25 protein-coding genes are annotated in these 26,042 nt (G+C 54.1%); 13 read left to right on the top strand and 12 right to left on the bottom strand.

Features of this window, described 5'->3' with window-relative positions; translation table 11 throughout:
• The first annotated feature begins 16 nt into the window (after window positions 1-16).
• The 5 genes from BLO43_RS09375 to BLO43_RS09355 all read left to right on the top strand — a co-directional run bounded on the left by BLO43_RS09375 (window position 17) and on the right by BLO43_RS09355 (window position 3,329).
• Window positions 17-745, top strand: coding sequence for a TerC family protein (locus BLO43_RS09375; protein ID WP_074630358.1), 729 nt, complete (start codon window positions 17-19; stop codon window positions 743-745).
• 188 nt (window positions 746-933) lie between these two features.
• Window positions 934-1,359: a universal stress protein gene (locus BLO43_RS09370; RefSeq protein ID WP_090906882.1), complete on the top strand. Its 426-nt coding sequence runs from the start codon at window positions 934-936 to the stop codon at window positions 1,357-1,359.
• Window positions 1,360-1,452: 93 nt separating this feature from the next.
• Window positions 1,453-1,941: a pilin gene (locus BLO43_RS09365; protein WP_090906838.1), complete on the top strand. Its 489-nt coding sequence runs from the start codon at window positions 1,453-1,455 to the stop codon at window positions 1,939-1,941.
• Between the two features lie 375 nt (window positions 1,942-2,316).
• Window positions 2,317-2,766 carry a hypothetical protein gene (locus tag BLO43_RS09360; RefSeq protein WP_090906837.1) on the top strand — a complete coding sequence of 150 codons (450 nt, stop codon included), beginning with the start codon at window positions 2,317-2,319 and terminating at the stop codon, window positions 2,764-2,766.
• Between the two features lie 284 nt (window positions 2,767-3,050).
• Complete coding sequence (locus BLO43_RS09355) at window positions 3,051-3,329, top strand: hypothetical protein (RefSeq protein ID WP_090906836.1); 279 nt, start codon at window positions 3,051-3,053, stop codon at window positions 3,327-3,329.
• Between the two features lie 170 nt (window positions 3,330-3,499).
• Here the strand turns inward: BLO43_RS09355 and BLO43_RS09350 are convergent, their stop codons facing one another.
• Window positions 3,500-3,967: a sodium:proline symporter gene (locus BLO43_RS09350; protein ID WP_090906835.1), complete on the bottom strand. Its 468-nt coding sequence runs from the start codon at window positions 3,965-3,967 to the stop codon at window positions 3,500-3,502.
• 216 nt (window positions 3,968-4,183) lie between these two features.
• Between BLO43_RS09350 and BLO43_RS09345 the strand changes: the two genes are divergently transcribed.
• From BLO43_RS09345 to BLO43_RS09315, 7 genes are all read left to right on the top strand, one after another.
• Window positions 4,184-4,744, top strand: coding sequence for a YqgE/AlgH family protein (locus tag BLO43_RS09345; RefSeq protein WP_074630364.1), 561 nt, complete (start codon window positions 4,184-4,186; stop codon window positions 4,742-4,744).
• A gap of 51 nt (window positions 4,745-4,795) precedes the next feature.
• Complete coding sequence (ruvX, locus tag BLO43_RS09340) at window positions 4,796-5,275, top strand: Holliday junction resolvase RuvX (protein ID WP_074630365.1); 480 nt, start codon at window positions 4,796-4,798, stop codon at window positions 5,273-5,275.
• Window positions 5,262-5,771 carry a bifunctional pyr operon transcriptional regulator/uracil phosphoribosyltransferase PyrR gene (gene pyrR / locus BLO43_RS09335; protein WP_090906881.1) on the top strand — a complete coding sequence of 170 codons (510 nt, stop codon included), beginning with the start codon at window positions 5,262-5,264 and terminating at the stop codon, window positions 5,769-5,771. The genes ruvX and pyrR overlap by 14 nt, the downstream gene beginning before the upstream one ends.
• A complete protein-coding gene (locus tag BLO43_RS09330; RefSeq protein ID WP_090906834.1) occupies window positions 5,768-6,715 on the top strand; it encodes an aspartate carbamoyltransferase catalytic subunit in 948 nt (315 codons plus the stop codon). The genes pyrR and BLO43_RS09330 overlap by 4 nt, the downstream gene beginning before the upstream one ends.
• Window positions 6,716-6,844: 129 nt before the next feature.
• Window positions 6,845-8,119 (top strand): dihydroorotase, encoded by a 1,275-nt coding sequence (locus BLO43_RS09325; protein ID WP_090906833.1) that lies wholly within the window; start codon window positions 6,845-6,847, stop codon window positions 8,117-8,119.
• Window positions 8,120-8,171: 52 nt separating this feature from the next.
• Entirely contained in the window at window positions 8,172-10,247 is a 2,076-nt protein-coding gene (locus BLO43_RS09320; protein ID WP_090906832.1) for a M3 family metallopeptidase, read from the top strand.
• 237 nt (window positions 10,248-10,484) lie between these two features.
• A complete protein-coding gene (locus BLO43_RS09315) occupies window positions 10,485-11,042 on the top strand; it encodes a cytochrome P460 family protein (protein ID WP_074630369.1) in 558 nt (185 codons plus the stop codon).
• Between the two features lie 54 nt (window positions 11,043-11,096).
• On the opposite strand, the gene secA is transcribed toward BLO43_RS09315, so the two are convergent.
• Window positions 11,097-13,835: a preprotein translocase subunit SecA gene (gene secA / locus BLO43_RS09310; protein WP_090906831.1), complete on the bottom strand. Its 2,739-nt coding sequence runs from the start codon at window positions 13,833-13,835 to the stop codon at window positions 11,097-11,099.
• A 92-nt stretch (window positions 13,836-13,927) separates the two neighbouring features.
• Window positions 13,928-14,845, bottom strand: coding sequence for a M23 family metallopeptidase (locus BLO43_RS09305; RefSeq protein ID WP_074630371.1), 918 nt, complete (start codon window positions 14,843-14,845; stop codon window positions 13,928-13,930).
• A gap of 26 nt (window positions 14,846-14,871) precedes the next feature.
• On the opposite strand from BLO43_RS09305, the gene BLO43_RS09300 reads away from it, so the two are divergent.
• Window positions 14,872-15,345 (top strand): DciA family protein, encoded by a 474-nt coding sequence (locus BLO43_RS09300; RefSeq protein WP_090906830.1) that lies wholly within the window; start codon window positions 14,872-14,874, stop codon window positions 15,343-15,345.
• Window positions 15,346-15,623: 278 nt separating this feature from the next.
• On the opposite strand, the gene ftsZ is transcribed toward BLO43_RS09300, so the two are convergent.
• From ftsZ to murD, 9 genes are all read right to left on the bottom strand, one after another.
• Window positions 15,624-16,790 carry a cell division protein FtsZ gene (gene ftsZ / locus BLO43_RS09295; protein WP_090906829.1) on the bottom strand — a complete coding sequence of 389 codons (1,167 nt, stop codon included), beginning with the start codon at window positions 16,788-16,790 and terminating at the stop codon, window positions 15,624-15,626.
• 65 nt (window positions 16,791-16,855) lie between these two features.
• Window positions 16,856-18,094: a cell division protein FtsA gene (gene ftsA / locus BLO43_RS09290; protein ID WP_090906828.1), complete on the bottom strand. Its 1,239-nt coding sequence runs from the start codon at window positions 18,092-18,094 to the stop codon at window positions 16,856-16,858.
• Window positions 18,095-18,159: 65 nt separating this feature from the next.
• Window positions 18,160-18,864: a cell division protein FtsQ/DivIB gene (locus BLO43_RS09285; RefSeq protein WP_090906827.1), complete on the bottom strand. Its 705-nt coding sequence runs from the start codon at window positions 18,862-18,864 to the stop codon at window positions 18,160-18,162.
• Window positions 18,854-19,771 carry a D-alanine--D-alanine ligase gene (locus tag BLO43_RS09280; protein ID WP_175443916.1) on the bottom strand — a complete coding sequence of 306 codons (918 nt, stop codon included), beginning with the start codon at window positions 19,769-19,771 and terminating at the stop codon, window positions 18,854-18,856. The genes BLO43_RS09285 and BLO43_RS09280 overlap by 11 nt, the downstream gene beginning before the upstream one ends.
• A gap of 2 nt (window positions 19,772-19,773) precedes the next feature.
• Window positions 19,774-20,793 (bottom strand): UDP-N-acetylmuramate dehydrogenase, encoded by a 1,020-nt coding sequence (gene murB, locus BLO43_RS09275; RefSeq protein ID WP_090906825.1) that lies wholly within the window; start codon window positions 20,791-20,793, stop codon window positions 19,774-19,776.
• 78 nt (window positions 20,794-20,871) lie between these two features.
• Window positions 20,872-22,287 carry a UDP-N-acetylmuramate--L-alanine ligase gene (gene murC / locus BLO43_RS09270; RefSeq protein WP_090906824.1) on the bottom strand — a complete coding sequence of 472 codons (1,416 nt, stop codon included), beginning with the start codon at window positions 22,285-22,287 and terminating at the stop codon, window positions 20,872-20,874.
• A 46-nt stretch (window positions 22,288-22,333) separates the two neighbouring features.
• The gene (gene murG, locus BLO43_RS09265; RefSeq protein WP_090906823.1) at window positions 22,334-23,458 is read right to left on the bottom strand and encodes an undecaprenyldiphospho-muramoylpentapeptide beta-N-acetylglucosaminyltransferase; all 1,125 of its coding nucleotides are present in this window, start codon (window positions 23,456-23,458) and stop codon (window positions 22,334-22,336) included.
• Entirely contained in the window at window positions 23,448-24,611 is a 1,164-nt protein-coding gene (gene ftsW / locus BLO43_RS09260) for a putative lipid II flippase FtsW (protein WP_175443915.1), read from the bottom strand. Before ftsW ends, murG begins: the two co-directional genes overlap by 11 nt.
• Window positions 24,611-26,038: a UDP-N-acetylmuramoyl-L-alanine--D-glutamate ligase gene (murD, locus tag BLO43_RS09255; protein WP_090906822.1), complete on the bottom strand. Its 1,428-nt coding sequence runs from the start codon at window positions 26,036-26,038 to the stop codon at window positions 24,611-24,613. Before murD ends, ftsW begins: the two co-directional genes overlap by 1 nt.
• Between the last annotated feature and the right edge of the window lie 4 nt (window positions 26,039-26,042).

Below are 26,042 nucleotides of genomic sequence, written 5' to 3'. Positions count from 1 at the left end.
TTCTCAGGAATTATTTATGGATATCGCAAATCCACAATTCTGGGTCGCGGTATTGCAAATTATCGCCATTGACATTGTGCTAGGTGGAGACAACGCGGTTGTTATTGCGCTCGCTTGCCGGCGGCTGCCAGAGAAGCAACGTAATCTGGGAATTTTCTGGGGAGTGTTCGGAGCCATCGCTCTGCGAGTCATTTTGATCTTCTTTGCCCTTTCGTTGCTGGCAATTCCGTTTCTGAAAATAATTGCCGCATTGCTGCTGATATGGATCGGTATCAAGCTGCTTCAGCCTGAACCGGATAGTAACGGACACCAGATTGACGCCAGTACCACGCTGCTGGGTGCAATCAAGACGATTATTATCGCCGACGCTGTAATGAGTCTCGACAACGTGATCGCCATTGCTGGTGCCGCCAAGGATAGTATTGGTCTGGTGATTTTCGGTTTGGTAGTGAGCGTGCCCATTATTGTCTGGGGCAGCAAATTGGTGATGAAACTTATGGACCGTTTTCCCATCGTTATTGTTCTGGGCGCGGGCTTGCTCGGCTGGATTGCGGGAGACATGAGCGTTACCGACGCTGTCACTAAGGAGTGGGTAAATGCCAATGCGGCGTTTTTACGTTGGCTGGCTCCCGCCGGCGGCGTATTGCTGATAGTGGTTGTCGGCAAATGGCTTGCCGCGAGAACGCAGGCAAAAATGGCGCCTATTGTTGATCTGGCGAATGACGCAAATAAACCGTTATCCTGAATCCGGTAGTTGGGTGAACTCACCAGGCTGCTGAGGGTGGGAGTCCAGTAGGAACGAAAACTCTTTGTAGATTGTGGCACCGAGCCAAAGAAAACAAGTAACAAATGAACTAAAAAATGAGTTCGGTCAACTACCGGATTCGGGATTTTAGCCGCCGTGAATATAACTGCCGCATTAAGGGAGATACAATGCTGAAATTTCTGCTGCCAGTGGATGGCTCCGATACTTCCAACAAGGCGGTTGCCGAGTTCATTAAACTGCTCGATTGGTATAAGGAGGCGCCGGAGATTCATCTGCTGAACGTGCAATTTCCACAGCACGGGAATGTAACCCTGTTTATCGATAAAGAGAGCATCAACTTGTATCATCAGGAAGAAGGCATGAAGGGGCTAAAAGCCGCACGTGACTTGCTGGGCCAGGCAGGCATTCCCTGCCAGTTTCACATCACGGTAGGCAACCCGGAGGAAATGATCACACGCTATGCAAAAGAGATGGGGTTCGACCAGATAGTTATCGGACCGCGCGGGCTCGGTGTGGTGAAAGGCTTACTGCTAGGTTCCGTAGCCAGCAAGGTGATGCAGCTTTCGACCGTACCCGTACTGCTGATCAAATGAGACGTAACCTGAATTCGGAGGCACAACTGCCGGATTCAGGTTCAATACGCGTATTAAAGAGTATGGATGTTAATCAAAAGGAGTTCTATCAAGATGGAGCAGGATCAAAAAGGTTTAACTTTGATCGAAACAATGATGATGTTCGCCATTATCGGCATTCTGGCGACGATAGCCATTCCACCAGCATATCAGCTTTATGAGGATTCCGTGGCGCGAGATCAGGTAACGGAAGCCTTCAGTCTCCTGCAAAGCGTGGAATCCCCCATTACCGGATTTTATTCCGATAAGGGAAGGTGGCCGACGAGGCCGGAGTTTGATAGCCTGGTGGCGACGCGGACAGGCCGATATGTCGCCAGTCTCACGTCGTTACCACTTGCTTCCGGTTTTCAGGTCACGGCAACGTTCAAGAATAACGGGGTTAGTGCAGGCCTTTTGAACGAAGGAACCGGCAGAACCCTGGTAGTCGCGACAAAAGATGGCGTGAAATGGATTTGCAACGATAATACCGATCCCACAACCGGCGTTCCTGGTCTTGTTGCAGGCAACGTGCTACCTCAACATCGCCCCTCGGTTTGCAAGTAGCGTGAGATGAGTAATGGTTGCAAATAGTGGACCGGGGTTGAAACAAATAGCTGGATAGGTGTCAAACAGACGGAGATCCAGCCGTTGTTTTTACGTAACAGTATTTCTGGCTCACTACACATGGTTGGCTGAATCCATTTATTGGACAATTGACCATAACCCCTTAAAGCTTATAATCCCGACATGGCCGTTTACTCCTGTCGATTGAAGCGGGTTCCATCGCGAACCGATCCATCAGAATTTAACCGCCGCCCCTCGCCTGCTGGCTTGAATTAAGGAACGATGGCGAAAGAAGAAGGAAGAAAAACAATCAGGATGACAGCATGGTGCTCATCCATCAGTCTGTAACACAATCGGAAACCCGGAAAGGAATACATGAACGAATACACCGATCAAATATCTGGATACTTCAATCAAGTACCCATGTGGCCCTTGGTTTTACTCGCTGTGGCAATCGTTATCTCGGGAATATACGAATTGGTCCACCGCAAGCACCGTGCTAATGCCATTGATGATTTTCGTTCAGCTATTCTCTCTACGCTCTCCGGTCTGTATCCTGAACCCACCAATTGGCCGAAAAGTATAGATACCTATCTTTGTGCCCGATTGCCTGTCATGCAGGAAATTATCGACGATTTCAAGCCCAACGTTCGCCAGGAAAACCTCCCCGCTTACAACAGGGACTGGGATAACTATTACCAGTTCTGCCGCACTGAAGTCACTGACGATAAGTGCATGGCGGCGGAACTGAATCCCGGCACGGAGCCGGACCCCAAGAAACAGTTTCACACGCTCGTCTCGAATCTTTTACGCCACGCAAGCTGAATTCCCGATCACATTTTGATCGGGAATTCATTTAACTATAATATAAGCTGCATGCTATAGCGGTCGCTTAAGCCCCGGGACTGCCTCCCGAGAATCTGCATCGGAAACATCGGGTAAAAATCTAGCTGATGGTTTTTCTTGTTGGGGCGGTACGTCTCGATACCTGTCAACCATAGGCCATAAGCTACGTTATAATTAAAAGAAACAGAAAGACACAGCAGAGGGAAGCAGGAGAACCTGGTTTTATTTACCGATTAATATCGTACTAAACTTTGGAGAAAAAAATGAACAAACTGTTATCGATGCTGACCGCAATGGTCTTCGCTGCCACTTTCAGTTTTAACGCCGTGGCCGAAAAGCATGATGGTCATCATGGGGCTCACGGTTCGCATTCATCAAAAGCCCACGGCGATAAAGGGCACGCCGCGAAAGATGAAGCTCATGCCAAAGATGCAAAAGCGCACGCCGATAAAGATGAAGCCCATGCGAAAAAAGCACGGGAGCATGCCGAGAAAGATGAAGCTCATGCCAAGGATGCAAAGGCGAGCACTGAGAAAAAATAATCCCGGCTCGTTTCCACTTACGGAAAGGCAGGCTTATCCCCTGCCTTTTTTATCGCACTATTTTCCGGTGCTTTAAAACCCGGAGCAGCTGCCACAGGAATCATAGCCGCTTTAATCTGAATCCAGCGGTTGTAGCAAACCCGCCAGGAAGCGGAGAGGGGCGTCCGGATTCAGGTTTCAAGCTCATGCTTGGCAAATACCTTGTATGTGCCAGCCAGTGAAATTCCAAACACGATATGTGTAAGGATCGTGATCCAGTCACGAGCCTCCCAGAACCAGGGGAAAATGATCGTTACGCCATACATGTTTATCCCATACAGGCTCAGCCCATAAATAGAGCCCGTGAGCAACGACAACGCCATTCCCAGACGCGAAATCAAACAAGCCAGAATCAGGCCGTATGCGATAGAAATCGCAAAATGAATCAGCGTGGCGACCATCATCACGTTCCAGTCGAAAGTGACGGGTGGCGGCAGGACCTCACGCCCCATAAGAATTGCCGCGGTCAGACGCGCATCCCTATATAGCATCCAGGGCAGCGCATCCAGGAAAGCCCACCAAAGAAAGAGCTGTACTGCAGTGGCTAATGTTCCCGCGACAATACCCGCGACAACCGCGGCGGCCCAGTTCAATGACATAGATCACCAGACAGAGAATTGGTAAAGTCCTGCATAACGACCGCTGTGGCGACCGTGAATTCCAGAGTTCCTTCAAAACGCACTACTGGAAACCGATTCGTTCTACAATGATAATTAGTCAGGTGGTTTGATGGGAATAAGCATAGCATTGAGACCCATGCGGTCAAATCAGGATTTCGAGAGACGCACGATAATCGGTATGCAGCCGGCCATTTTATGCAAAGTGTTGATTTAACCAATCATTTTCTGATCGCGATGCCCGCCATGGCGGATCCTTTCTTTTCCAAGACGCTTACATACATTTGTGAGCATAATGAACAGGGCGCATTGGGTCTGGTGGTTAACCGGCCCATTGATCTCACGTTGAAAGATCTCTTCGATCAACTTGGTATTTCTTCTGATGATGAAGCTGCCGGAGGATTGCAGGTTATGTTCGGTGGGCCCGTACAGCTGGATCGCGGCTTCGTGCTGCATCAGCCGGTGGGCGACTGGCAATCCACCATGATAGTGAATCACGAGGTTGGACTCACTACGTCGCTTGATATCTTGCGGGCCATTGCGAGCGGAGACAGTCCCAAACAGATACTGGTTGCCCTTGGCTATTCAGGGTGGGCGCCTGGTCAGATAGAGCATGAATTGTCCCAGAATGCCTGGCTCACGGTGCCCGCATCGCCCACCATCATATTCGAGCTTCCGTCCGAAGAGCGGCTGACCGCGGCGATGCACTCGCTGGGAATAGATTTCTCAAGCCTGTCGGACGAGGTGGGACATTCCTGAGATTAACCTAAATGCGCAGCCGGCTGTCGAATGCAGATTTAATATTCAACTATGCAAATGCAGACAATACAGCACTTGTCACCGGATATCGGAAGCAGCCATCGTCCCATAGGCACAATTCTGGCTTTTGATTTTGGCAAAAAGCGCATCGGTGTAGCGGTGGGTAACCTGGAGCTAGGTTTGGCGCATCCGCTTGCCACTGTTAGCGACGAGAATACGGTACGGCGTTTCGACACTATCGCCAGCCTCATTGCGGAATGGCAGCCAGTTCTGCTGGTGGTGGGCCTGCCCGCTTATGCCGATGGCACGGAACACGAATTAACCCGGTTGAGCCGGCGTTTCGCGCGGCGTCTCGAAGGCCGCTTTGGCATCAAGACTGCGCTGGTGGATGAGCGCTATACTTCGGTCAGCGCCAGCGCTGTCTTGCGGGAAGCGGGTGTCAAAAAAAAGAAGCGGAAACCTGTACTTGATCAAGTGGCCGCACAACTGATATTGCAATCCTATTTCGATGGACAAGATGCAGCTACCTGATGCAGAACAACTGCTCGCCAGTCTGGCCAGCAAGATAAAGCCCGACGTTACCGCAAGTACCGCGCTAGTAGGAATATATACCGGGGGCGTATGGCTGGCGGAACGGCTGCATCAGGATTTGAAACTTGTGCTTCCGCTGGGTACTCTGGATGTTTCGTTCTATCGCGATGATTTTGGTCAAATTGGCCTGCACCCCCAGGTCAAGCCGTCCGATATCCCATTCAAGGTGGAAGGCAGCCATATCATTCTGGTGGATGATGTACTCTACACCGGGCGCACCATTCGCGCGGCCGTCAATGAATTGTTCGACTATGGGCGGCCGGCGAGCATCCGTCTCGCGGCGCTGATAGATCGGGGCGGCAGAGAGCTTCCTATTGCCGCCGAATATGTTGGCACGACGCTCGCTCTGCCGCCAGATAGAATGCTGGCGCTGGAAAAAGGCATCGACGGAAAATTAGGCTTTAGCCTGTATAACAAAAATTCTCCGGGACAATGAATAATCCGCAACTGAACAAGCACGGAGAATTGCAACACCTTCTTACCACCGAGGGGTTACCTGCCTCCATTCTGCTTCACATACTGGATACCGCCGAATCTTTTGTCGGAGTTACCGAGCGCGATATCAAAAAAGTACCCCTGCTACGCGGCAAGTCCATATTCAATTTATTCTTCGAGCCCAGTACTCGTACCCGCACCACGTTTGAAATCGCCGCAAAACGCCTTTCAGCCGATGTGGTCAATCTCAACATCGCAGCTTCCTCGCAAACCAAAGGTGAGACGCTGCTGGACACGGTCGATAATCTCTCCGCCATGCATGCCGACATGTTTGTGGTGCGGCATTCACAAAGCGGGGCGGCGCATTTGATAGCGCGCCATGTACGACCCGAAATTCACGTCATCAATGCCGGGGATGGCCGGCATGCACACCCTACTCAGGGGTTACTGGATATGTTTACCATCCGCCATTACAAAAACGATTTCCATAATCTGCGCGTAGCCATCGTCGGCGATATCCTGCACTCGCGGGTGGCGCGCTCTCAGATTCATGCCCTGACCACGCTGGGCGTGCCGGAAGTGCGGGTCATTGCGCCAAAAACCTTGTTGCCCACCAGGGTTGAGCGGCTGGGTGTACATGTTTATCACGAAATGACACAAGGGTTGAAGGATGTAGATGTACTGCTGATGCTGCGCCTGCAAAATGAGCGCATGTTAAGCGCGCGCCTTCCCAGCACGGAAGAATACTTCAAGTATTATGGTCTTACGCAGGAAAAGCTGGCACTGGCGAAGCGCGACGCTATCGTGCTGCATCCGGGCCCGATGAATCGTGGCGTGGAAATTGATTCCGCGGTGGCCGACGGTGGGCAATCGGTGATTCTGCCGCAAGTCACCTTCGGCATTGCAGTGCGAATGGCGGTGATGTCGATTCTGGCGGGTAACTGAACCTAAATCCGCCAGCAGTTGACCGCTCATTTTTTAGTTTAGCACTACGATCCATGAAGATTTTTTTATGCTACTTGACCTTCACCTTCGTGGTGAGGTCGCTACAGCCGGATTTAGGTTAAAAGCAATATGAAACTCCTTATTAAAAGCGGCCGTGTTGTAGATCCCGGAAACGGGATTGACGCCGTTATGGATGTATTCGTCGCCGCCGGAAAAATCGTCGGCATGGATTCTATCCCGGACGGCTTCCATGCCAACCGTGAAATAAACGCGAAGGATCTAGTGGTGTGTCCCGGTCTGGTAGACCTATCCGCGCGCTTGCGCGAGCCGGGTTTTGAGTATAAGGCCACGCTGGAATCCGAGATGGAAGCAGCGGTAGCGGGCGGCATCACCAGCCTGGCATGCTCGCCAGACACCGATCCGCCGCTGGACGAACCGGGGTTGGTGGAAATGCTGAAGCATCGCGCCAGAAGCCTCAACCAGGCCCATCTCTATCCCATTGGGGCGCTCACTCAAGGTCTGAAAGGTGAAAGGCTCACGGAGATGGCTGAACTGCGTGACGCGGGCTGCGTTGCTTTTGGCCAGTCCGATATGCCGCTTACCAACGCACGCGTCATGATGCACGCGATGCAATACGCTTCCACCTTCGGCTTTGGCGTATGGTTGCGTCCCCAGGATGCAAGCCTCGCCGACGGTGGCGTGGCCCATGACGGCGAAGTGGCGACGCGGTTGGGCCTGCCAGCGGTTTCCGTATGTGCGGAAACCGTAGCCTTATCGAATATTATCTTGATAGCAAGGGAGACAGGCGCTACCGTGCATCTGTGCAGGATTTCCAGTGCGGAAGGCGTCGCCATGGTGCGGGCGGCGAAGCAGCAAGGTTTGCCGGTTACCTGTGATGTGACGGCCAATCACATACACCTTTCGGAAATGGATATCGGGTTTTTCGATTCCAATTGCCATCTTGTTCCTCCACTGCGGGGATTAAGTGATCGTAATGCACTACGCGCCGGTTTGCTGGACGGCACGATAGACGCGATATGTTCCGACCACACACCGGTGGACGACGATGCCAAGCTATTGCCCTTTGGTGAGGCCGAACCGGGTGCCACCGGCCTGGAATTGTTGTTGCCGCTGACCTTGAAATGGGCGATGGAAATGAAGATACCATTGGCTGCCGCGGTGGCCAGGATTACCGTGGAGCCCGCCCAGATACTGGGGATAGATGCAGGTCACCTATCTCTCGGCGCCGCCGCTGATATGTGCATTTTCGACCCGGATCAATACTGGAAGGTGGAAGCGGCCGCACTCAAAAGCCAGGGCAAGAATACACCGTTTCTGGGTATGGAGCTGCAAGGCAGAGTAAAATATACTCTGGTCCACGGCAATGTTGTGCATCAGGGCTAATACAGCCTGCGGTTACGATTCGCCCACATCTGTAATCACTATTTGGAGCACCATGACAAACCCTCTGCTGGATTTTTCCGGACTCCCGCGATTCGCGGATATTCGAACCGAACATATCACTCCGGCGGTAGAGCAACTGCTTGCCGATAACCGCGCTATCATTGCCGGGATACGCGACGATGCCGCCATACCCACCTGGCGGAATTTCGTGCAGCCGATGGATGATGCCAACGAGCGCTTGTCTCGTGCCTGGGGCCAAGTTTCGCATTTGAACGCTGTGGTGAACAGTCCGGAATTACGCGAAATATATAACGCCAATCTGCCGCACGTAACTCAGTATTATGCCGAATTGGGTCAGGATCAGGCGTTATTCGAGAAATTCAAATTGCTCCGCAATAGCGCGGAATTTGAGAGCCTGGGCCGCGCGCGAAAAAAAATTGTCGAGAATGAATTGCGGGATTTCCGTTTAGGCGGCGCGGAACTCCAGCCACAAGGGAAAAAGCGTTTTCTCGAAATTCAGGAAGAGCTGTCGGCGCTTTCTTCCCGATTCAACGATAACCTGCTGGATGCCACCAATAATTTTGTGCTGCAGGTGGAGGATGCGGACGAGTTATCCGGTATCCCCGCGGACGTGCTGGAAACGGCAAGGGAAAACGCCGCAAAAGAGGGTACGCGAGGCTGGAAATTCACATTGCATGCCCCTTCCTATATGCCCGTCATGCAGTATGCGGATAATCGGGGGCTCCGTGAGAAAATGTATCGTGCGTATTCCACCCGTGCGAGTGAACTGAGCAAAGTGGAATGGGATAACACGCCGCTTATCAACAAGATACTTGAATTGCGCGAAGAAGAGGCGCGGATGCTGGGGTTTGATTGCTACGCCGAGGTATCGCTCGTGACAAAAATGGCCTCGACCCCAAAACAGGTGCTGGATTTTCTGGGTGAGCTTGCCGCCAGGGGCCGGCCTTACGCTGAACGCGATCTGGAAGAATTGTCCCGGTTCGCGGCCAGCAAGCTGCAACTGGGAAAACTGGAGGCATGGGATCTGGCTTATGCCAGTGAGAAGCTGCGCCTTGACCGCTATGCGTTCTCCGAGCAAGAGGTGAAGCAGTATTTCCCTGAAACCAGTGTACTACGGGGTATGTTCGAGCTGGTGGAGAATCTCTACGGCATTACCATTGTCCCGCCGCCGCAAGCGGCGGGTGTTCAGCTCTGGCACCCTGATGTAAAGTTTTTTATGATAAAGGACGCTGAAGGGAAGCTGCTCGGGCAATTCTATCTTGACCTCTATGCGCGTCCCGGCAAGCGTGGGGGGGGATGGATGGATGACGCCATCAGCCGCCGCCGGATCGGCGTCGGGGAACTCAGCATCCAGGCTCCGGTAGCGTATCTCACCTGCAATTTCTCCGCACCCGTCCCCCTTAATGGCCAAATTCGCCCTGCCCTGTTTACTCATGACGAAGTCATTACACTATTCCATGAATTCGGCCATGGCCTCCATCATCTGCTCACCCAGGTTGAAGACCTGGGTGTATCCGGGATCAACGGTGTGGAATGGGATGCAGTGGAACTGCCCAGTCAATTCATGGAAAATTTTTGCTGGGAGCGTGGGGTGTTGATGAATATGACAGCGCATGTGGATACGGGTGAGTCCATTCCACCAGCGCTTTTCGACAAAATGCTGGCCGCAAAAAACTTTCAGAGTGGCCTTCAAATGCTTCGCCAGGTAGAATTTGCGCTGTTTGATATGCGGCTGCATTCTGATTTCAACCCGGGCGGAGAGAAAACGGTACAGCAATTACTGGATGAGATTCGCAAGCAGGTGGCGGTCGTTATTCCCCCGGCGTTTAATCGCTTTCCCAACAGTTTCTCGCATATTTTTGGCGGGGGTTATGCAGCCGGGTATTATAGTTACAAATGGGCGGAAGTATTGTCCGCCGACGCATACAGCCTGTTTGAGGAAAGCAATGACGGGGAACTGATCAATGCCGAAACCGGTGCCCGCTTCCGGAATGAAATTCTCGCCGCCGGCGGAAGCCGTCCGGCGCTGGAATCGTTCATCGCATTCCGGGGACGCGAGCCGAAAATCGATGCACTGCTGCGTCACCATGGCATGGCAACGACATGAAATGACACTAGGGAATGCGGGATCAAGCATCGGATAGCGCTTCCAGAGGTTCCGTTAATGAGCGCTACGCATGGCGGCGTATAGTAATACTTGCAACGATATTTGTCCGACGCTAGTATAGTAAAGACACTCCGGTACTACCATAGTATCAATATTCGCACGAATTCCTTTCTGTCATTTACGGACTCAACCGGAAGAAAGGTAATTAAATCCCGCTCGACAACAGGAGAAAACCAGATGAAATATGTTAGATGGGTTGCTACCGCCACGATATTGACTACAGTACTAATGGTGGGCTGCGCACAGACGCCGCCCGCGCCCCAGGCCCAGAAATACAAGGATGGTGAGTTACCGGTTCCCGCAGATTACAAGAGCTGGCCTAAATTTCTGTCTGAAATCCAGCGTGCTGATACTAAACAGGTCCGCGAGATCTATATCAACCCTATCGGGCATAGCACAAAAATGGGTGAGGCTTTCCCCAACGGCACCATTTCGGTAATGGAAATCTATAAGGCGCGTGAAGCCGCCGACGGCACGCCGTTGAAGGGTGCCGATGGTAAATTTGTCAAAGGTGACTTATTAAAAGTGGCGGTAATGGGCAAAGGTGCCGGCTGGGGTGAAAGCGTAATGCCTCCGGATCTCAAGAATGGCGACTGGATATACGCCATGTATATGGCGGATGCAAAAACGAAAGCGCCGGATGATACCGTCACCTGCCGTGCCTGTCATCTGCCGCTGACAGACAAGGATTATATTTTCCGCTACGACGAGTACTTCCAGAAGCGTATAAACTAATACGCGGATACGCGATTGCTAATTGCGCTCCGCTACCTCAGTCAGCGAGCGCAATTAACTCAGTTTGCCGTGACATTGTTTGTACTTCTTCCCTGATCCGCATGGACATGGATCGTTACGGCCAACCTTGCCACCCTGGCGCACGAACGGTTGATGCTTCTCCAGGCGCTGCTCATCATGATCTTCATGATCACCCGCCTCATCCAGCGCCTCCTCGTAAGCCGCATGGTGATACTGCACGTTTACTGGCGCACGCTGTGTTTCCGCCACCGCTTCCACCTGCTGCTCACTTCTGATCTGAACGGTCATGAGTATCCGGGTGACCTCTGTCTTGATCTCTTCAAGCATGGAGGTAAATAGCTCAAAGGCTTCGCGTTTGTACTCCTGCTTGGGATTTTTCTGCGCATACCCCCGCAAATGAATACCCTGACGCAAATGATCGAGCGCCGCGAGATGTTCCCGCCAGTGGGTATCAAGGCTTTGCAGCATCACCGCTCTCTCGTATTGATGCATAACATTGACGCCGACCTGATCCACCTTTCCGGAATAATGTTCCTGCGCTATCCCGGCAATGCGCTGATGAAGGCTTTCTTCATGCAAGTCAGGTTCTTTCTCCAGCCACTCCCGCAACGGCAATTGCAACTGATATTCGGCAACCAGCGCCTTTTCCAGTCCCGGTATATCCCACTGTTCCTCGACGCTTTGCGGCGGAACATAGAGGGCGACGAGACCACCCAGCACATCTCCGCGCATGGCACTAATCGTCTCTGAAATATCCTGGGACTCGAGAAGTTCGTTACGTTGCTCATAGATCACCTTGCGCTGATCGTTGGCGACGTCATCGTATTCCAGCAATTGCTTGCGCATGTCGAAGTTGCGGGCTTCCACCTTGCGCTGGGCATTTTCGATGGCACGAGTCACCCAGGGATGCTCAATGGCCTCACCCTCCGGCATGTTGAGCTTCTGCATGATGTTTGCCACACGATCCGATGCGAAAATGCGCAGAAGCGGATCCTCCAGCGAAAGATAAAAACGGCTGGAACCGGGGTCTCCCTGACGGCCCGAGCGCCCGCGCAACTGGTTATCCACGCGCCGGGATTCATGTCGTTCGGTGCCGATGATATGTAGCCCCCCCTGCTTCAGCACTTCCTCATGAAGCAGCTGCCATTGCCCCTGCAATTCCGTGGTACGTTCAAGCTTGGCAGGTTCGCTTATAGCCTCGTCGGTACGGATACGCTCAAGTTCCGGCTCCGGATTGCCCCCCAGCACAATGTCGGTACCCCGGCCCGCCATATTGGTAGCGATGGTGACCATTTTTGGGCGGCCGGCCTGGGTAACGATCTCCGCCTCCCTCGCATGCTGTTTGGCATTGAGTACCTGATGCGGCAACTGCTCCTGGGTGAGCAGTCCGGACAACAGCTCATTGTTCTCGATAGAGGTGGTGCCGACCAGGACAGGTTGGCCTCTTTCATAGCAGTCTTTGATATCCGCAATAATGGCACGGTTCTTTTCGTCCATGGTACGGAATACCTGATCCATGCGATCATTACGTATCATGGGACGATGGGTTGGAATGATCACCGTTTCCAATCCGTAAATCTGCTGAAACTCATAAGCCTCGGTATCGGCCGTACCCGTCATGCCGGCCAATTTTTTATACATGCGGAAATAATTCTGGAAAGTGATCGAAGCCAGTGTCTGATTCTCTTTCTGGATCGGGACACCTTCTTTTGCTTCCACCGCCTGATGCAATCCTTCCGACCAGCGTCTGCCGGACATAAGCCGCCCGGTAAACTCATCTACGATGACGACTTCGCCATCCTGTACGACATAATGCTGGTCGCGAAGAAATAACGCATGGGCACGCAAGGCTGCGTAAAGATGATGAACGAGATTGATGTTGGCAGGATCGTAGAGGCTGGTTCCCGGCGTTAGCAACCCGCTCTGGGCAAGCAGCCTTTCCGCGTGTTCAAAACCCGCCTCGCTCAACAGCACCTGCTGGGATTTTTCGTCTACGCTAAAATCGCCAGGGTCCTTCTCTGTTTCCTGGCGGACAAGTTTTGGAATCAGCGTATTCATACGCACATACACGTCGGTGTTGCCTTCCGCCTGGCCCGATATAATCAACGGAGTACGCGCCTCGTCAATCAGAATGGAATCCACCTCGTCAACAATGGCGTAATTGAGCACGCGTTGCACACGCTCGACAGGATGATTCACCATATTATCGCGCAGATAATCAAATCCGTATTCGTTGTTGGTGCCATAGGTGATACCGGCGGCGTAGGCGGCCTGCTTGTCGCCGTGGTCCATCTGGGAGAGGATCACACCGACACTGATACCAAGGAATTGATAGATGCGTCCCATCCATTCCGCATCCCGCTTGGCGAGATAGTCATTCACCGTCACCAGATGAACGCCTTTGTCAGCCAGGGCATTGAGGTATGCGGGCAAGGTCGCCATCAGCGTCTTCCCTTCGCCTGTGCGCATCTCGGCAATTTTTCCGCTATGCAGCACCATGCCGCCGATCAACTGCACGTCGAAATGCCGCATTCCGAGTACGCGTTTGCTGGCTTCACGCACCACGGCAAACGCCTCCGGCAGCAATGCATCAAGCGTTGCGCCTTCGGCAATGCGCTGTCTGAACTCATCGGTCTTGGCGCGTAACTCGGCGTCAGTCAGCGCCGAAATCCTGGCTTCCAGCGCATTAATCGTTCCCACACTCTGGAAATACTGTTTGATCAGCCGGTCATTGCGGCTTCCAAAGACCTTCTTGAGCAGATTGTTCAGCATGAAATCTCGAAAAAATTCTATTTAAACAAACGTCCAAAAAATAAGGGGGTGAGGTTTTTGGCCTCACCCCCGCAGCAGAGTATTAATCCGGCTCAACTAGGCATCTTCAAAAATCTTGATGGATTTTGCGGCAAGCCCTTGTGCCTGACTTCAAAATGCAAATGCGGACCGGTGGAACGGCCAGTGCTGCCCACTTCCGCGATCTTCTGCCCCCGCACCACCACCTGGCCCACTTTGACCGTACGCTTGGACGCATGGGCATAACGGCTGACAAGATCATTGCCATGGTCAACATCTACCATATTACCATATTCGGAATGGAAACCGGAATACACGACCACGCCTCCCGCGGCGGCAACGATCGGGGTACCCGTTGCGGCTGTGAAATCCACCCCTTCGTGGAAAACACTCCTTCCCGTGAAAGGATCAATGCGCACACCAAAACCAGAGGAGTACCATTTTGTGCTGACCGGCATAACGGAGGGAAGCATTTTTTTCTTGAGCCTGTCTTGCATCAACACGGAATCCAGCGCACCAAACTTGTCGGCCCGGTCATCCAATATGAGCGACATTTCCTGGATCTTGTTGCTGATTTCCAGAAGCGACATATCCTGAGACGGCAAGGAGGAAGTGACTCCTCCCTGCCCTGGATTCTGATTGAACAGGAATTCCTGCGGCTTGATTCCCGACAACTCCGACAGACGCGCACCCACCGAATCGAGCCGTAACAGTTGAGCCTGCATCTGGCCCATTCTGACCGCCATCGCGTTGAGGCTATCGCGCAAATATGACTGGGTCTTTTGATGCTCTTCCGCCTGCACGCTCAGAACCAGCGATCTCAAGGTGGGGCTGTCAATCTTGTCAGCATAGCGCAGGGATAGATAATTCAACGCCATCGCCAGTAACACAGCCGCCAGCACAAACCCTGCCGCGAGCAGTACAAGATGTACATTGGTTAAAGTCAGTGTTCTTGCCTTTGCCAAATTATTGGAAACTAGAATAATATTCATCTTTATTCCCTAATTGTCATTCAGCCATGGCCGCACGCAAGATTAATTTTTACCTCGGCGCCCTCAGCACTATGCCCGATCATCAACGGCTATTCGGCTACATAGACAAATTAACCGCGATGCAACGGGTATTCATGGAAATCGCCCCGCCACAATTAGCTCAACGCTGCGCTCTGGGTGGGTTCTTCGAAGGGAACCTGACCCTGTGCGCGCACAACGGTGCGATCGCAGCGAAACTCAGGCAAATTTTGCCGTCGTTATTATTAAAATTCCGGGCGAGAGGTTACGAGGTTACTGCAATTCGGATTACTGTGCAAGCAAATTACCGTGCTATGACAGGACATGAAGCATCTGCAAACGGGCCGACTGGAAGGCGGCAAATTGGACAGGTCGGCGTGGAAAGTCTGATTGGGCTGGCTGCGGAGCTGCCTCAGTCGCCTCTGAAAGAGGCTGTCGAATTATTGCTGAAGAAGCAAAACGGACAGGAGAAGGAATCCTGATAAAGCAGCTATGGCACCCTACACCGATGCAGCGACCCTGTGGTTTGGGCTTGGGGCGGCCATATATTCATTAAGGGCGACAGGTAGGTTGGGTGAGCGAACCGTAACCCAGCAACTCAATCCGAATCCTTTAATTCCCATTCTCCCCCTCCTCTGCAAATAATCCCCGGTGTTCTACCGTCACGACGCTGAAAGAGAATGAGCTTCCCCCAATCCAGCTCGCCATGCATCTCATGGCCTCCGTCGGATTACGCTGCGCTAATCCGACCTATTTCTTCTCAATCTGCCTGCTTCCTCAAAAACGCCGGAATATCCAGCATATCCACGCCCGACTGTTTCATGGCTTCCACCGTGGCGTCGCGCCTCCTGTTCGTGCGGATCGCGGCGGGCGCATCCAGTTCCTTCCAGTTTATGGAATCCGAGAACATGATGTTGTCCGTCCCGGTGCGTGTGTGTATCACGCTCAGCGGTTTGGGCTGCATGCGGTTGCCCACGCCGCCAAGCCCGGTCGCCACCATGGTGACCCGCAGATTGTCCTGCATGTTTTCGTCGATCACGGTACCGACAATCACGGTGGCATCGTCGGCGGTAAAGCCCTTGATGGTACTCATCACTTCGTGGACTTCCCGCATTTTCATTCCCGAGCTGGCGGTAATGTTGACCAGTATGCCCCGGGCGCCGGAAAGATTGACGTCTTCCAGCAGGGGACTGGCGACCGCCTGCTCCGCCGCTGCGCGTGCACGGTCCATACCCGCTGCCGTTGCGGAACCCATCATTGCCATGCCCATTTCCGACATGACGGTTTTCACGTCAGCGAAATCGACATTTACCAGGCCCGGGCAATTGATCACCTCCGCGATTCCCGCTACCGCGCCATACAGTACATTGTTGGCGGCCTTGAATGCATCCAGCATGCTGACATCGTCACCCAGCACCACCATGAGCTTGTCATTGGGAATCACGATCAACGAATCGACATGCTGTGACAGGGCTTCCATGCCGGCCTGCGCCGCTTTAAGGCGTCTTCCTTCGAAGGAAAAGGGTTTGGTAACCACCGCCACGGTAAGAATATCCAGCTCCTTCGCCACTTGCGCCACCACCGGCGCGGCGCCGGTACCGGTGCCGCCGCCCATCCCGGCGGTGACAAACAGCATATCGGCGCCTTCAATCAGTTCCGCGATGCGGTCGCGATCCTCCATCGCCGCGTCGCGTCCAATTTCCGGATTGGCTCCCGCACCCAATCCCTTGGTGATTGCGGAACCCAATTGCAACTGGGTGCGCGCTTGATTACGCTTCAACGCCTGAGCATCGGTGTTGGCGGAAATGAACTCGACGCCTTGCACCCCATTCTGGATCATGTGGTCCACCGCATTGCCGCCGCAGCCGCCGATGCCAATGACCTTGATAACGGCTTCCTGAGTTTGTGTATCCATTATTTCGAACATGGCGTTTCTCCTTTAAAAATTGTTAATCACACTTTATGCAGGCTCCTGCTTTTAAGCGCCTGCTATCAAAAATTGCCCTGAAACCAGCTCTTCATTCTTTCGAGAATCCGTTTGAATGAGTTGCCTTGCAGTTTGGTATGCTGATGCCGTTGAACCTGCTCCATGCCGGCCATAATCAGTCCTACTCCGGTGGAGCATCGCGGCGTGAGCACTACTTCCGCCAGCCCGCCGCGATAGTGCGGCAATCCCAGCCGCACCGGCATGTGGAAGATCTCTTCGCCAAGCTCCACCATGCCTTGCAGGGAACTGCTGCCGCCGGTAATGACGATCCCGGATGAAAGCAATTCCTCGAAACCGCTGCGGCGCAACTCAGCCTGCACCAGCGAATAGAGCTCTTCCACGCGCGGCTCGATCACTTCCGCCAGCGTCTGCCGGGAAAGCTGGCGCGTGGCCCGCTCGCCCACGCCCGCCACCTCTACCATTCCGCGCGGGTCAGCCATGCCGCGCAATGCACAGCCGTAGCGACATTTAATGTCTTCGGCATCCTTGGTCGGTGTACGCAGCGCCATCGCGATGTCATTGGTAATCTGGTCTCCGGCAATCGGAATCACTGCGGTATGGCGAATCGCGCCGTGCGTGAATACCGCGATATCGGTGGTGCCGCCACCGATATCCACCAGGCATACTCCCAGGTCTTTCTCGTCTTCCGACAGTACGGCCATTGCCGAGGCCAGCGGTTGCAGCACTAGATCGCGCACTTCCAGTCCGCAGCGGCGCACGCATTTCATGATGTTCTGCGCCGCGGACACCGCACCGGTGACGATATGCACTTTAACCTCCAGCCGTACGCCGCTCATGCCGATAGGCTCACGCACATCTTCCTGCCCATCGATAATGAACTCCTGGTTGAGCACATGGAGGACTTGCTGGTCGTTGAGAATATTCACGGCCTTGGCGGTTTCCATCACGCGCTCCACGTCCAGCCGCGATACTTCCTTGTCTTTGATCGCGACCATCCCATGCGAATTGAAGCTCTTGATATGGCTGCCGGCAATGCCGGTATATACCTCGCGGATTTTGCAATCGGCCATGAGCTCGGCTTCTTCCAGCGCGCGCTGGATCGCGCTCACCGTCGTCTCGATATTGACGACCACGCCTTTCTTCAGGCCGCGCGAGGGATGGCTACCCATGCCGATAACCTCGAATCCACCCTCGGGCTTGACTTCCGCAACGATGGCGACAATCTTCGATGTGCCGATATCGAGGCCGACAATCAGGTTCTTATTTTCATTGATTCTACTCATTTGCTTCATGAACCCTTGATTTCGTGGTGCTTTCTTCCAACTTGGTTTTTCCTGTATTCCTTCGGTTATCGCACAGCGAATCCGTTGGGGTAACGCAAATCCACATAGCTCAGTTGCCGGTTTAATCGCGCAATGCTGTGGTCATGCGCCAGGACATATCGCGCCATCCGTGATTCCATCTGTTCGCGCCCGAGTTCCAGTACGGTCCCATTATCCAGGTGAACCCGCCAGGCACGACGGGGTGAAAGATTCATCTGTTCAATGCGCTGTTGCAAGGGTCGCAGCAGTTCAGTAAAGACAGCATACTGCCGCACCATGTCATGCGAACTCCCCGTCGGTCCATCGAATACAGGCAGTACTTCATCAGACGCGGCGTTGAATGTTTCACCATGCGTATTCACCAATGCGTCGCTGCCCCAGCGTGCCAGCGCGACATGTTCCTCAAGCGTCACTTCCAGGCTCTGCGGCCAGTGCCGCCGCACGCTTGCAACGCGCACCCAGGGCAGCTTCCCGAATGCCTGGCGCATGGTATTGAGATCAAGTGTCAGGAAGCTTCCAATATATTCGCTATGAACGGCGCTTTCGATCTGTTCCCGTGTCACATGCTTCAGTTTGCCGCTGCCATCGCTGCTACCGTTAACACTCAGTGCCTTCACCGGCAACACCGGCAAACTCAGCGCCCGCTGGCTGGCGGTATAGGCCACCATCAGCGCAACCAGCACAAATAGTGTATTGGCCAGCAAGTCCAGCGCCTGATGGTTATCCCACATGGGCTAACTCCAGTATCCGCAGCACCAAGTCATCAAACGATATTCCCACCGCTTTTGCCGCCATCGGTACGAGACTGTGGTCGGTCATACCGGGAGAAGTGTTGGTCTCAAGAAAATAGGGTTTGCCGGATTTATCCAGTATCACGTCCACCCTGCCCCATCCTTCACACCCCAATGTCTGGTGCGCTTGCAGCGCCTGCATCTGAATTGCCTGCTCTTCCGCAGCGGATAAACCGCTTGGGCAAAAATACCGGGTATCATCGGAAAGATATTTAGCCTGATAATCATATAAGCCGCCGGCCGTCTGTATCCGCACCAGGGGTAGCGGGGTCTCTCCGAGAATGGCGGCAGTCAGTTCCACCCCTTCGATAAACTGCTCCGCCAACACCATGGTGTCGTGCTTCGCCGCTGATTCATAGGCAGCCGGCAAGTCCATCGCAGCCATGACTTTACTCAAGCCGATGGTTGATCCTTCGCGGGATGGCTTGACGATCAGCGGCAGGCCAAGCACTTTTACCACCGCGTCAAAATCACTTTGGGCATTCAGCAGAATATGGCGAGGGGTACTGATCCCCGCCGCCTGCCATAGCAGCTTTGTACGCCATTTATCCATGGCCAGCGCGCTCGCCATGACCCCGCTGCCGGTATAAGGCAAACCCATAAGCTCCAGAGCGCCTTGCACGGTACCGTCTTCGCCATAGCGTCCATGCAGGGCAATATGCGCCCGATTAAAACCCTGCTGCAGAAGCGCCTCCATATGCTGTTCAGAGGGGTCGAAGGCGTGAGCATCCACACCTTGGCGCCGTAGCGCGTCAAGTACCGCGTTGCCGCTTTTGAGTGAAATCTCACGCTCGGCGGAACGCCCCCCTAGCAAAACCGCAACTTTTCCGAAATCAGAGCGACTCATGATCAATCGTTCCCAATAAGATTGTCAGTGGCAAAATTTTGAATCTGATTGGACTCATGGGACGATCCAATGATTCGTACTTCCCTAACCAGCTCAATCCCGGTCTGTTCCTTCACGGTTTCGCGTACTGCGGCAATTACCGCTTCAATTTCAGCCGCCGTGGCGTCGCCGGTGTTTACGATAAAGTTTGCATGCTTGGACGAAACCATCGCGCCGCCGGCACGGAAACCCTTCAGTCCGCATGACTCGATTAGCCGCGCCGCATGATCCCCCGGCGGATTGCGAAACACTGACCCGGCATTGGGCAGATTCAATGGCTGAGTGTTGATGCGCCGGGTGAGCAATTCCTTGATCTTCTTGCGCGATGCCGCATCTTCGCCGCACAACAATCTGAATCTGCCCCCTACAAACCATTCCTCACTGGACGCATCCTGCTCCTTCCGGTCCTCGATCCTTGTCTCAGGCTTCAACATGACGTGCCGGTAGCCAATCTCATAGTCCCCTGGCAGGCGTTCGCGCAATTGACCTGTGCGGCTGAGTGTCTGCACCTGTTCGACAACTCCCCAGGTTTCCGCACCATAACAACCGGCATTCATCGCCAGCGCTCCGCCCACCGTACCGGGTATGCCCGCCAGAAACTCCGCACCCGCCAGACTGTGCGATGCCGCGAATCGCGCGACCTTCGCGCAAGCCACGCCCGCCCCGGCGATTATCAATCCATCACACTTATTGTGTTGCTCCAGCCGCAGATCATTTAGCCGGGCATGCAGCACTACGACGGTGCCTCGCACCCCGCCGTCGCGCACCAGAAGATTACTGCCCAGACCCACCATATAAATGGGTTCATCCTCCGGCAGGCTGCGTATGAATTGAGCCAGATCGGCCAGATCAGCCGGTATATAGATACGCTCCGCCTCGCCGCCCGCGCGCCACGAAGTGTATTTTTTCATCGACTCATTCATGCGCATCTCGCCGCGAAGAGCGCGCAACCCATGAGTTAATTTAATTTCTGACATATCCATTCATGCATCCAGCAACGATTCTCTCTCGTGAAGAAAAACAGGGCGCCTGCTATCCTTTTTCCGCAACCGCGGGCCTGCTCAGACTCCCGACCCTTTTACAAGATCAGGCGCCACGCCTCCTACCGATCCCGCTCCCATCACCAATACGACATCATTTTTCCGCGCCACGCCCTGTATGGCGGCGGACAACTCATCTACCGTCTCGACAAATATCGGCTCAACCTTGCCCAGCACTCTCAGCGCACGCGCAAGCGACTTGCTGTCGGCCGCGACGATGGGCGCTTCGCCCGCCGGGTATACCTCCGTCAATAGCAGCACATCGGTGGTGGATAGCACCTTGACGAAATCCTCGAACAAGTCGCGGGTGCGGGAATAGCGATGCGGCTGGAACACCAGGACCAGCCTGCGGCCGGGAAATGCGCCGCGTGCGGCCGCAATGGTGGCCGCCATTTCCACCGGATGATGACCGTAATCATCGACCAGCGTAAAACTACCGTTCCCATCCGCTTCTTCGCTGATCAGCTTGATTTCGCCATAGCGCTGAAAACGCCGGTCCACACCCCGAAAGTTTGCCAGCGCGTTGATGATGGCGGCGTCCTTCACGCCCACCTCATTACACACGGCAATTGCCGCAAGTGCGTTCTGCACGTTATGCAACCCTGGCAGATTCAACATGATCTTGAGTTTGCGAGTCTTGCCATTCAAGCCTACTAGCGCGGTAAAGTGCATCTGCCCTTCACTATGGCGAATATCGGTGGCACGGATTTGCGCGGTATCCAATAAACCGTAAGTGGTGATAGGTTTGGTCACATCGGGCAGAATCTCACGCACGTTGGCGTCATCCACACACACTACCGCCATCCCGTAAAAAGGCAGGTGCCGTAGAAAATCAATGAATGCCTGTTTGAGTTTGCTGACGTCGTGACCGTAGGTTTCCATGTGATCGACGTCTATATTGGTGACAACCGCCAGCACCGGTTGCAAATAGAGAAATGAGGCATCCGATTCGTCGGCCTCGACCACGATAAACTCGCCACCGCCCAGTTTGGCATGGGAACCCGCGGCTTCCAGCCTGCCACCGATAACGAACGTCGGGTCCATCTCCGCTTCCGCGAGAATGCTGGCGACCAGGCTTGTGGTAGTGGTCTTGCCATGTGTGCCCGCGATGGCGATTCCCTGACGCAATCTCAGCAACTCCGCCAGCATGATGGCGCGCGGCACTACCGGTACATTTCGCTCGCGCGCGGCAATCACTTCAGGATTGTCCGGGCCGATCGCCGTGGATGTCACGACCGCGTCCGCCGATGCCACATGACTCCCCGCATGGCCCGAATGAATAATCGCACCCAGTTTTTTCAAGCGTCGGGTAATGGCGGTAGCGGACAAATCCGAGCCGCTAACCTGGTAGCCCAGATTGAGCAGCACCTCAGCGATTCCACTCATTCCCGAGCCGCCAATACCGACAAAATGCACATGTTTGACTTTATGTTTCATATCTAGAATTTGTGAAATGTGAAGGTAATGACCTCATTTTCAGTTCTCATGGCCTTATCATTCCCATGCACGCTTCCGCTACCAGCCTGGTGGCATCCGGTTTCGCCAGTTCGCGAGCGTTCATCGCCATTTCCAGAAGGGTCTCGCGAGTGAATCCCATCAGTAATTCCGCCAGTCCTTGCGGAGTCAGTTCATTCTGCGGCAACAGCACCGCCGCATTCCTGTCACTCAGGAATTTCGCGTTGCTTGTCTGGTGATCATCCACCGCATACGGAAAAGGCACCAGAATGCTCGCCACGCCTGAGGCGGTCAGTTCGGCGATAGTCAGCGCTCCGGCCCGGCAAACCACCACATCGCTATCGGCGTAACAGGCGGCCATGTTTTCAATGAAAGTGACCAGATCACCTTCCACCTCCGCTTCGGCATAATTTTTTCTTAATGCGTCCAGGTGCCTTGTTCCGGCCTGATGCGTCACCAATGGACGGAGCTTTTCAGGGATCAGCCCCAGCGCCTGCGGCACAATGGTATTCAGCGCTTGCGCACCCAGGCTGCCGCCAATCACCAGCAGCTTCAGTTTTCCGCTGCGCGCGGCATATCTCTTATTCGGTGCTTCCAGCTGGCTAATTTCGCTACGCACCGGGTTGCCGGAAAATGTCACCTTCCTGTCGCCCCTGATTACGCCGGGAAAACCCAGCAAGACTCTATCGGCAAGCTTCGCCAATATCCTGTTGGCGAGACCGGGAACCGAATTCTGTTCGTGTATCAGCAGCGGCTTATTCAGTAAGGAGGCCATCAATCCACCGGGAAATGCGGGATAACCCCCCATACCCAGCACCACATCAGGACGCACCCGGCCTATCACCCCGGCGCTTTGCCATAACGCACGCAACAGGCGCATCGGCAGCGTGAGCCAGGTCGCAATGTTCTTCCCGCGCAAACCGGAGAAGCGAATAGTCTCCATTTCATAGCCACGCTGCGGCGCCAGTGTTGTTTCCATTCCTCGCTCCGTTCCCAGCCACACCACACGCCAACCCGCCTTCTTCATGTAATCCGCCACCGCCAGCCCTGGAAACACGTGCCCGCCGGTCCCTCCCGCCATGATGAGAATGGTGGGGATCAAGATGGATTCCTCATGCCGGCTTGGCGGTGCGACATTATTCTCATATTGCATACCCTTTCATCAGTTGCCGGTTTTCCCAATCCACCCGCATCAGCACCGCCAGCGCGACACAGTTGGCGACAATACTACTGCCGCCGAAACTCATCAGCGGCAGCGTCAATCCCTTTGTTGGCAACACACCCATGTTCACACCCATATTGATCAAGGCCTGGACGCCCAGCCATACGCCGATACCTTGCGCCACCAGCGCGGAATAATGACGTTCCCGCACAGCGGCCTGACGGCCTATTACGAATGCACGTATCACCAGCAACGCAAACAGCATCGTGACTGTCATGACTCCAACGAAACCAAGCTCCTCCGCGATCACGGCAAGCAGAAAGTCAGTATGTGCTTCAGGCAGATAGAAAAGCTTTTCCACGCTTCCGCCCAGGCCTACCCCCAGCCATTCACCACGTCCGAATGCAATCAGGGCATGGCTCAACTGGTACCCTTTTCCATAGGGATCATCCCACGGATCCATGAATCCAAAGAACCGCTGCATGCGATAAGGCTCAATCCAGATCAGCGCCAACAGGCAGATGACCAGAAAACCGGTCAATCCCGCAAACAGCTTCAGGTCCATACCTCCCAAAAATAGTATCGCCATCATGATGACAGTGATGACGACGAATGCCCCCAGATCCGGTTCGAGCAGCAGGAGCGGACCCACCATCAGCATGACGATCAGCATGGGAAAGAAACCTTTGCGGAAACTGTCCAGGTAAGCCGCCTTGCGAACGGTATAGTTGGCGGCATAAAACACTACGAACAGTTTCATGAACTCCGATGGTTGCAGATTCACGATCAGCAGCGATATCCAGCGCCGGCTGCCGTTGACTTCGCGGCCTATCCCGGGAATCAGCACCAGCACCAACAGCACCAGTCCCAGTAAAAACAGGTGCAACGAATACTTCTGCCATGCGGACACCGGCACCTGGAATGTGATCAACCCTGCCAGCAAACCCACCGCCAAATAGGCCCCATGCCGGACAAGAAAATAGGCAGGATGGCCATTTGTGCCTCGCCCCGCTTCGGCGATGGCGATGGACGCGGAATAGACCATCACCAACCCCAGACTCAGCAACAATATCGCGGACCAGATCAGAGATTGATCAAAATTGGGCAGACTTCTCTGGTAATTGATATCGCTCTGATAGATCATCAGGTGGGGACCTTAGGAGTCGTGGCTAAGATTCCGGTCTGCAAATCCCTAACCGCCGCAACGAATACCTCGGCACGGTGAGCGTAATTCCTGAACATGTCGAGGCTTGCACATGCCGGTGACATCAATACCGCATCACCTTTCTGTGCCAGCGCAAAGCTTCGCTGCACGGCTTCTTCCATGGTTGTGACGTAATGCAGCGGCACCCCGCAGCCACTTATTGCGGCGGAGATTTTTTCCGCATCGCGCCCGATCAATACCACTGCTCGCACATGTTTCGCTACTGGTTGTGCCAATGGAGAAAAATCCTGCCCCTTGCCGTCGCCGCCCGCGATCAGCACCACACTTTGCATCATGCCGTTCAACGCAGCGACCGTTGCGCCCACGTTGGTGCCTTTCGAATCGTCGTAGAACGTGATACCGCTGAATGCCGCCACCTTTTCCATCCGATGCGACAATCCCCTGAATTCGCGCAAGGCCTGCAGCAATGGTGCAAATGGCAGCTCGATGGCGCGGCATAGCGCCAGTGCGGCCAGCGCGTTGGCCGCATTGTGCAAGCCGGTGACGCCAAGCTCGCTGGTTTTCATCAAACGGGTTTTTCCCTGCACTAGCCAGCTATTTTCACTGTCGTGGATCAAACCAAAATCATTCTCGCCAACCGGCATATCCAGACCGAAAGTCATCTGCTTTCTGCCGGTCAACGCCATCGCACGCACAACAGGATCGTCGCGATTCAGAACCTGAACACCGCCGCCACGACCGCTCTCCGTGCCCCCCAAAAATATCCTTGCCTTGGCAGCAGCGTAATCCCGCATTCCGGCATAGCGGTCGAAATGGTCTTCACTCAAGTTCAACACCGTCGCCGCATCAGGATCAAGATTTCTTGTGGTTTCCAATTGAAAACTGGAAACCTCCAGTACCCATGCCTGCGGCAATTTTCCTGAGTCTTCCCGCCGCATCAGTGCATCCAGCACGGCCGGACCGATATTGCCGGCTACTTCGACATCCCATCCCGCTTTCCGCACCATCGCCCCCGCCATGGCGGTTACCGTTGTCTTGCCGTTGGATCCGGTAATGGCCAGAATCTTTGGGTTTGCCACATCAGGTTGTTTAATCGCCAAAGCGAAAAGCTCCATATCCCCCATCACGGGTACACCGTCCCTCACGGCCGACTGCACCAGCGGCTCCGCCACAGGCACGCCGGGACTGATGGCAACGAGGTCTATACCGGCGAAGACTTCGGCTGTCAATGCGCCGGTAAATCTCCGGGCGCCGGGCAGGGCTTGTTTTAACCCCTCCAGACAGGGAGGTGCCGCACGGCTATCAGCCGCACGCACATTCGCGCCCATGCGCGACAACCACTTGGCCATAGAGAGTCCGGTTTCGCCCATTCCGAGCACCAGCACGGTTCTACCTCGCAAATTCATATCC

It is taken from the genome of Nitrosospira sp. Nsp13 (genome assembly GCF_900101945.1).
GTDB lineage: Bacteria > Pseudomonadota > Gammaproteobacteria > Burkholderiales > Nitrosomonadaceae > Nitrosospira > Nitrosospira multiformis_D.
This window is presented reverse-complemented; position numbering and strand designations above follow the sequence as displayed.